General features: G+C 43.6%; 8 protein-coding genes. 3 read left to right on the plus strand and 5 right to left on the minus strand.

Annotated elements, in window-relative coordinates; all coding sequences use genetic code 11:
• Window positions 1-92 precede the first annotated feature (92 nt).
• Both ACFI6L_RS20075 and ACFI6L_RS20080 read right to left on the minus strand, forming a co-directional pair.
• A complete protein-coding gene (locus tag ACFI6L_RS20075) occupies window positions 93-749 on the minus strand; it encodes a cupin domain-containing protein (protein ID WP_462574687.1) in 657 nt (218 codons plus the stop codon).
• A gap of 115 nt (window positions 750-864) precedes the next feature.
• Window positions 865-1,659 (minus strand): SDR family NAD(P)-dependent oxidoreductase, encoded by a 795-nt coding sequence (locus tag ACFI6L_RS20080; RefSeq protein WP_283623092.1) that lies wholly within the window; start codon window positions 1,657-1,659, stop codon window positions 865-867.
• A gap of 105 nt (window positions 1,660-1,764) precedes the next feature.
• Here ACFI6L_RS20080 and ACFI6L_RS20085 point away from each other — a divergent pair, with 105 nt between their 5' ends.
• The gene (locus tag ACFI6L_RS20085; protein WP_039216240.1) at window positions 1,765-2,109 is read left to right on the plus strand and encodes a winged helix-turn-helix transcriptional regulator; all 345 of its coding nucleotides are present in this window, start codon (window positions 1,765-1,767) and stop codon (window positions 2,107-2,109) included.
• Between the two features lie 11 nt (window positions 2,110-2,120).
• On the opposite strand, the gene ACFI6L_RS20090 is transcribed toward ACFI6L_RS20085, so the two are convergent.
• A complete protein-coding gene (locus tag ACFI6L_RS20090) occupies window positions 2,121-2,744 on the minus strand; it encodes a flavin reductase family protein (protein ID WP_462574686.1) in 624 nt (207 codons plus the stop codon).
• A 92-nt stretch (window positions 2,745-2,836) separates the two neighbouring features.
• Here ACFI6L_RS20090 and ACFI6L_RS20095 point away from each other — a divergent pair, with 92 nt between their 5' ends.
• Window positions 2,837-3,394: an acyl-CoA thioesterase gene (locus ACFI6L_RS20095; protein WP_014949004.1), complete on the plus strand. Its 558-nt coding sequence runs from the start codon at window positions 2,837-2,839 to the stop codon at window positions 3,392-3,394.
• A gap of 68 nt (window positions 3,395-3,462) precedes the next feature.
• Here ACFI6L_RS20095 and ACFI6L_RS20100 read toward each other — a convergent pair whose 3' ends face one another.
• Window positions 3,463-6,027, minus strand: coding sequence for a TonB-dependent receptor plug domain-containing protein (locus tag ACFI6L_RS20100; RefSeq protein WP_039225628.1), 2,565 nt, complete (start codon window positions 6,025-6,027; stop codon window positions 3,463-3,465).
• A gap of 592 nt (window positions 6,028-6,619) precedes the next feature.
• Window positions 6,620-6,790, minus strand: a complete 171-nt coding sequence (locus ACFI6L_RS20105) for a hypothetical protein (protein ID WP_014949001.1) — start codon at window positions 6,788-6,790, stop codon at window positions 6,620-6,622.
• Between the two features lie 247 nt (window positions 6,791-7,037).
• Here ACFI6L_RS20105 and ACFI6L_RS20110 point away from each other — a divergent pair, with 247 nt between their 5' ends.
• On the plus strand, window positions 7,038-7,220 hold the full coding sequence (locus tag ACFI6L_RS20110) for a hypothetical protein (protein ID WP_014976139.1): 183 nt from the start codon (window positions 7,038-7,040) through the stop codon (window positions 7,218-7,220).
• Window positions 7,221-7,358 lie beyond the last annotated feature (138 nt).

Here is a 7,358-nt window from a genome sequence, read left to right on the forward strand (position 1 = left end):
AGGCTAACCTCGGGTTAGCCTTTTTCGTTTGTAGCAATTGACCGCAAGTAAAACACTGGTTTTGATTTACCTGCAACAAATGAAATGGCAGCCTACAACGCTACTGGCAAATGCCCTGTCTTCACCCAAATTACTGTTTCCTCATCCACGTAGGGATGATGCTGACTCATATGTGGGCTTCTTATCCACGTGCTTTTTGGGTATTCACCATGCTCATCTTTGAATGTACCCGACAGTACGAAAATCTCTTCACCACCAAAGTGCTTATGAGGCTTGAATACCTCACCCACGGGCCACTTAACTAGCGCTACATGTTCATGCTCAAAGTTGTGGAGCGGCATCACTTTTAAACCGCCCTGCCCTTGCAGCCATTCTGCCGTGTTAGAGCTCACCCTAACCTCTGCCAAATCGCGTTTATCAAACTGATTCAGCTTCACTAAAATAACACAGCCTTCTTTACTGAACGGGCTGTGCTTACTGCCTGGAGGATTGCGCAAGTAAGTGCCTGCTGGGTAATCACCGTGTTCGTCGGAAAACACACCTTCAAGCACCAGAATTTCTTCACCATAAGGATGACTGTGCTGCTTAAAACTCGCGCCTGCTTCGTACTTTACAACGCTAGTTGTATGACCTGACTCTTTTGCTTCACGCTCTAAAGGCTTCCGCCATACCGTAGAAGACGGTGACGCTTGCCACTCTTGCATTTGCGTATTGATCGCTAGGCGTTCATCAAAGTTCATATTAAGCATCATTGATAATCTCGTTTTATTTAGAGCAAGCAATTGTTACCGAATAAACGTATACATCATCTCGCTTCGTGTTATTAGAATGAAGACAAAGCAAGATAATGATACGTCCTATTTATTAGTTCCTACCTGCCATTACACCACCATCAATATCTAATACGGTACCGGTAGTCCAATTAGCTCTTTCTGATAACAGATAAAGGATGCCATGTGCCACGTCTTCTGGAGTTCCTATACGTCCTATCGGATGAAACGCATTGAAACCTTCCAATACTTCATCGGTTTGCTCTTCTGGAACGAACGCATTGTAAATAGGTGTTTTAACTACCGCTGGCGATACTGCATTTACACGTATGCCATCGTCGGCAAGTTCCATGGCCAGATGCTGAGTAAGTGAATGCAGCGCTGCTTTTGCCATGGAGTAAGCAGACGAAGGAGTCGCCTTAACGGCCTGCTTGGCCCACATAGAACCAACATTAACAATACTGCCAACACTGTGCTGAGACATTCTTTTTGCTACCGCTTGGGTGATGAAAAATAGGCTTTTATTCAAATCATGATAAACATCATAATCTTCGCATGTATGCTGTAAAAATGGCTTAGGGTTAAAATACCCTGCAGCATTTATTAAGTAATGAAAAGGTATAGCTGCATCTTCTACATACTTTATTAATTTTTGTACGTCTGCAGGCTTATATAAGTCAACTTGGACAGCGTTTATGCTAATGGTTGAAACATTTGTGAATGTACTTACCGCTTTCACTGCTTCTTCCAGTTTGGAACCATTCTTGCCCACAAGCACAACGTTAACACCTTCATTCGCCAATAACTTAGCGGTGGCAAGACCTATACCGCTTGAACCGCCTACAATTAACGCGTTACGGTTTTCACAAAAATCATTTAAAAGTGACATTTTAAATTCCCTCACTGTTTTCAATTCGTGATAACCTTACGCCTTAGATAACTCCATGAATAGTAAGTATAATTTAGTTCAGTAAGTACTTTTAGGTACATCTTTATGAATTTTAAGGAAAAACAAATCGAGCGAAAAATACCACCTCAAGAAAGCGCGCGCATGGTAGAGACGATTTACGGCTGTAAATGGTCGCTTACCGTTTACCAACTCTTGGCAAATGGCATTAACCGCCCCGGTGAAATGGTGCGTACTGTAGACGGACTAAGCACCAAAGTATTAAATCAATGCCTGAAGAAGAACACGGAATTTGGTATTCTGAAAAAAACGGTGTATCACGAGCTCCCGCCTCGGGTTGAATACCAAGTAACAGAGTTTGGAAATAAATTTTTAGCCGTACTAGAACAAATAGAGGCCTTACAAGAAGACCTCAATAATCTATCGAGATAGCATCGCCAGCTCTATCCCTCTGGTCTTAGCATTTCGAAAAAGTTATCTCGGGAAATAGTGTAATAATCGCCTCGTCCGCCACCACGGGTAACTGGCGCACTTTTCACCGTGCTGTAAACGCCGTTCTCTATGAGTGACTTATCAATATGTACACCCACTACTTCACCCATGATAAACCAGCTATTCACCTCCTCACCTGAGGCGGTCTTAAGCTGTACCACATCAGTTAGCTTACATTCCATGCTCACCTTACTCGCTTTTACGCGGGGAACGCTTACCACTTCACTTTCTACAGTTTGAAGCCCTGCATGGTCAAATTCACTTTCTTCAGCTGCCAGAGGTTTACTCGTCGTGTTCATCGCATCAATCAAATCTTCCGATACAAGATTCCAGCAAAACTCACCCGTTTCCTGCACGTTTACCAGTGAATCTTTCTTACTGCCTACTACTGAAAAGCCGATAATTGGCGGCGTATAGTTCAGCGCATTGAAAAAACTGTAAGGAGCAAGGTTTAACACTCCCGTTTTTGATTTTGTAGAGATCCATCCGATTGGGCGCGGTGCGATGATCGCGTTAAACGGATCGTGAGCCAAGCCATGACCTTCTTTTGGTTGATAAAAATGCGTTTGTGACAAAACCATTCCTTAAAATTTGTGGTAGGGTAAATCTAATACTGATATGAACGCTTATTCGGCGCTTTTCAAGGGCTTAAGATTAAAGGTTGTTTATGACTGCACGTAATGTCGCTTTTTCAAGAACAAGACTGACTGAATTAATGGTGCCATCTTTTGCTAATTTTGGCGGTAAGGTGCATGGAGGTGTCATTTTATCGTTAATGGATAAAGTCGCCTATGCCTGCGCAAGTAAACACGCAGGAGCCTATTGTGTAACCGTTACTGTTGATGGCGTCGAGTTTTTACAGCCTGTTGAAGTGGGTGACTTACTTCACCTCGACGCTACCGTTCATTATGTCGGAAACACATCTTTGGTAGTAGGGATAAAAGTTACTACGGAAAATATCAAAACCAACGAGGTCAAACATACCAACAACAGCTTTTTTACCATGGTTGCCAAAGATGACAGCGGCACACCTGTTTCAGTACCTGAGCTAGAGTTATCTACTCACCATGAAATGCGCAATTTCGTAACGGCTATACGCCGTAGTAAAATTCGCAAAGAAGCACAAGTTAAGCTGCAACGTGATTACGACGCTTTTATTCCCAAAGAAGACTTTGCGCTTTTAAACGAACATCGCTGTGCGGTTACCTTTGAGAAAAATGAATAAGTAACAGGTACAAAAAAGCCAGTTGATTATTAATCAACTGGCTTTCAGCACTCAAGAACCGATGCTAATTAAAAGCTATACGAGACTTTTCCGTAAACAAAACGGCCTGTAAAACCGTAAGGCGAAAAGCCTGAATACGGGAATAAGCGCGAGAACGTGGTTACATCATCCACAAGTTCACGGGTTGTTTCTGGGTACACATCAAACAAATTGTTAGCACCAACAGAAACGGTAAGTCCTTCCGTTAACGCAATGCGAACGTCTAGGTCTGTGATCCACTCTGATGGAATGATTTCATTGCGTGCTTCAACTGACGATGGGTCTTCCACTTCACCATAACGAGTAGTGCGTAAGGTTGTTGTGTAGCGGTCATAATTCCACGTAACACCTAAGTTAAGTTTGCTGTCAGGCGAAGCCGTTTCGAAGCGACGTAGTTCAACATCATCGAACAAGTTAGCCTGGTCGAAGCCTGCATTTTGCAACACATCAGGTGCATCGATAACATTTGTTACCTCGTTATCGTTAAAGTTAGCACCTGCGTTAAAGTTAAACGCACCATAATCTGACGTATTAAGCGTATAGGTAGAAACGATATCAACACCTTCCGTACGCGAATCTATCGCATTTAAGAAGAATCGAGCCTGATTAGCTCCCGTACCCGCAAGTAGTGCTTCTATACCCTCACCTGATAGGTTGTTAGACAGCACGATACGATCGTCGATATCAATGCGATAAAAGTCTACTGTCAGGTTGAAATCAGCGGTTGGCGAGTAGGTAAAACCTGCACTGTAGTTATTCGATTCTTCTGCATCAAGACCTGGGCTGCCCAGCGCTTGCGCAACATCACTTGACGGCGCAAATGTGCCCGTCTCTGTTGGCTCGCCATCAACAAATACCGTCGCGATTGAGGTGAAGAATTGCTGTTGTAGCGATGGTGCTCTAAAGCCGGTTGATACTGACGCTCGAAGTGCAAATGCATCACTCAGGGTTACACGGTGAGACATTTTCCAGTTAAACGTGCTGCCGAAGTCAGAATAATCTTCATAGCGCCCTGCCACTGCTACGTTCCAGTTTTCTACAACGTCAGCTTCTACATCCACATAGAAGCTATAGTTATGACGGCTGTTTTCACCTGCAGATTCTGGTGTAAAGCCTGGGAATACTTGCGAACCAGCAGCACCAAACGGGCCGTCTACCGGGTCAGTCACCACGCCGCCAGGTCCAAACGTACCTTGTATGTAAGACCCTTCTTCACCTGCAGTTATTTCATAGCTCTCATGACGATATTCTGCGCCCATAGCGAAGTTCATTTCGCTGTAGAAATACCCGGTATCTACCAAACGCGATGCGTCAGCATTCACAATTGTGGTGTTGTATTCTAGCGTACCCGCGTCAAACTCAGTTTGACTCGTTGGACCTAAAGACGTGTTTAGGGTGTTGATAACACCATACTCAAGCTCATTACCACCATGTGTTACGGACAAGTCGTAATTCCACACATCGCCATAGCCCTTAATACCAGCAAGCAGCGACATATCGGTTATGTCAGTTTGAATAGAAGGTAGGAATCCGTCTGGATAAATTTCAACTACGTTTCGTGAATCTTGAGCTCGACGGTAAAAGCCTCCGCCTACCGAATCACGAGTGCTGTAGCCTGCGGTAGTATAAAACTCAACGCTATCAGTAAGGGCTTTGCCCGCGTTTATGAACAAGGCGTAATCTTCTACCTCACCATTTCCGTAAACGTGATTGTAGCGGTTGACCGTAAGCTCACGAGGGTCTAGGTTGCCGTCCGCGTCTCGCGCATAGTTTTCTCGCTGGTCGTAGTCCGAACGGTTCGCCTGTCCACGGTCGCGGTATTCACCTGATACGTTAACAAAGCCGTCGTCTCCCCATTCGAAGCCTACGTTGCCGCGAAGGGTAAAGGTTTGTCCATCGGTTACGTCTCTGTCGCTTCCTTCAGCGAATGCTAAATTACCGTCAGCACCAACACTCACACCTTCAAGGTTAGGCACACCGTCCATTGTTGTAACGTTAGCACCATACGTTGCCGACACTTCACCGCCTTCGGCAGCATCTTTCAGAACAATATTAATAACACCGGCAATGGCGTCTGAGCCGTACTGAGCCGCAGCACCGTCACGCAACACCTCAATACGCTTAATCGCATTAGCCGGGATAGCGTTTAAATCTACCGCTGAAGAGCCACGCCCCACCGAACCATTTAAATTAAGAAGCGCAGAGGTATGACGACGCTTACCATTAACTAATACCAGCGTGTGGTCTGGTGCTAAACCACGCAGCTGCGCTGGTCGTACGTGGTCGGTGCCATCGGTAATAGATGGCTGAGGGAAGTTAAAGCTGGGCAGTAACTGGTTTAAGATCATGTTGGTTTCAGTGAGCCCCGTTGCTTCTATAGATGAAGCATCGATAATGTCGATAGGTACAGGGGAGTCATTGATGGTGCGACCAACGCGACGTGAACCTACAATTTGGATTTGCTCAACATCTTGCTCATCAACAGAAGCTTGCTCCTGTGCAAGCACTGACGAAGAAGAAAAAGCCATTCCTGCAATTGCAGAAGCAATGAGGGAAAGCTTGAAAGCAGAAGCGTTAAATTTTGCCTGTTGCATTGTGTTGTTCCTGAATTCTTTTAAATTTTACTTTTCGAAGTGTGTAGTTTTGTATTTCGTGAATCAAAAACGCGTTGAAATACAATATCTTCTTTCTGTTGTTGGGGTACTGCTAAACGCCAGATTGTCTGATCAGACTTATTATTATTAGAGATGAAAAGCACGCGGTGCTTGAAGGCTGAGTAAATCACAAAAAGATTCGCTCGCACAATACTAAAGTTGTAATAAATTCTTAATATCGACGACAGGTGGAATTTTGAAGATGAAGCGACGGAATCATCTATTGCACTGGTGGTAAGAGGCGGTAGGAAGGTGCCACCTTCACAAAAGGTAATTTGGACTAGAGTACATGAAACAAAAAAAGCGCTCCGTTCAGAGCGCTTTTCATACTAAATTTGCACTAATGAGTGCCAAATAGGCGCTTATGCTTTTTTAAGCTTCTTCTTAAGCTTTTTAAGCTTTCCTTCTTGCTTAGAAATTTTCGCTTTAGTTGCTTTAATCGCTTTTTTTAACTCTTTTTTCTTAGCCATGATGTAAATCCTTATCTTTATTTGTAGTGTTCGCTTCACTCACATAACGTTTAGCAAAGCCGCTATTGATCGCCGTGTTTGGCAATAAATTCTCGAATAAAGTGTCTAACTTCACGAGCAGCAGAAGTGTCTAGGTCTTCGCATAACGCGATAAACTGGGCACGCTCTTCGTCATTGATTCGAATAATCATCTGACTATTCTTTTTCTTCTTTTTATTGTTTTTTTCAGACACCTTAAATCCTTGCAAATACCAATACGTGCAGTATGTCGTTCAATGAGAATCTGCAAGTACTACCACATTATTCGAATATAAAATGTATAGCCTATGTATATACATTTCAAGGTATTTTGAACTTTTCACCCTTATTTTTCATAAAAGCATAATGCTAGCGCCACATTAGTGACTTCAGGCTAAGCCAAAGTAATCCCAATAAAAATGGAAACAACGAACTTACGTAAAATCAAAAGTGAAGTAGACCATGACACAAACACAATCTATAACTCACCTATCGTGTTTCATCGAAGCAGTGGCTATCGCGAAACAAAATAAATGCAGTAATTGCGACGATTTGAAAACACTGTTGCAGCAAAAGGGATACGAAGAGTTAGTTGCAATGGAAACCGTAGAAGAATTAAGCCCGCAGCTGCCCTTAGCGTCTTAATAGTCGTATTTTGAATAGGAATAGAAAAATGCTGTTTGCGCTTTTTATCTACACACTGTGTAGCCTACTGCTATTCAGCTTTTGCGAGATTGCTCGCAAGCGTTTGAGCCAGAAACAAAAAACGGAAGCCTTGCTTCC

The sequence above is a fragment of the Alteromonas sp. G4i35 genome, assembly GCF_054960375.1.

Coding starts and splice junctions, on each gene's coding strand:
- ACFI6L_RS20075 (WP_462574687.1), bottom strand. CDS start 749: ATGCTTAATATGAACTTTGATGAACGCCTAGCGATCAATACGCAAATG.
- ACFI6L_RS20080 (WP_283623092.1), bottom strand. CDS start 1,659: ATGTCACTTTTAAATGATTTTTGTGAAAACCGTAACGCGTTAATTGTA.
- ACFI6L_RS20085 (WP_039216240.1), top strand. CDS start 1,765: ATGAATTTTAAGGAAAAACAAATCGAGCGAAAAATACCACCTCAAGAA.
- ACFI6L_RS20095 (WP_014949004.1), top strand. CDS start 2,837: ATGACTGCACGTAATGTCGCTTTTTCAAGAACAAGACTGACTGAATTA.
- ACFI6L_RS20100 (WP_039225628.1), bottom strand. CDS start 6,027: ATGCAACAGGCAAAATTTAACGCTTCTGCTTTCAAGCTTTCCCTCATT.
- ACFI6L_RS20110 (WP_014976139.1), top strand. CDS start 7,038: ATGACACAAACACAATCTATAACTCACCTATCGTGTTTCATCGAAGCA.